This is a genomic window from Virgibacillus sp. AGTR (assembly GCF_016919725.2).
Taxonomy (GTDB): Bacteria; Bacillota; Bacilli; order Bacillales; family Amphibacillaceae; genus Virgibacillus; species Virgibacillus salarius.
The window spans coordinates 1-402 of record NZ_JAJERH010000194.1; the positions used below are offsets into that span (position 1 = coordinate 1).

At 31.3% G+C, this 402-nt stretch carries 1 protein-coding gene; it reads right to left on the minus strand.

What is annotated here, in order from left to right; all coding sequences use genetic code 11:
- A partial coding sequence (locus JUJ52_RS23200; RefSeq protein ID WP_255637866.1) for an A24 family peptidase occupies positions 1-402 on the minus strand: 402 nt, incomplete at both ends.

A 402-nucleotide genomic window follows, 5' to 3' on the forward strand; every position in this document is an offset into this window, starting at 1 on the left:
TGGTGTTAACGATTTATCTCGAATCGATTCAAAAATATGATAGAAAGCTAACGTCATATTAACTAAAAATGTTTTGGTAAATAATAAGATAATAATTGCAATGAATCCAGCAAAAATGATGGAATACATAATGGAATATAGCGTAAATAAAACTCCAGAAATCGCTCCAATTGCTGCAAATAATTTCACATCACCAGCACCTATAGCTTTAAAAATATACAAGACTAGCATAATACCTCCACCAGCCAATAACCCAAATACAGAATTTAACAACCCGTCCAATTGATTGAAAAATAAATGAAATAACAAACCTACCATTGCACCACTAACGTTCAACCAATTTGGTAATCTGGAGTATTTGATATCATAAAATGCTGCAACCCCTAAAAACACAATTAATAG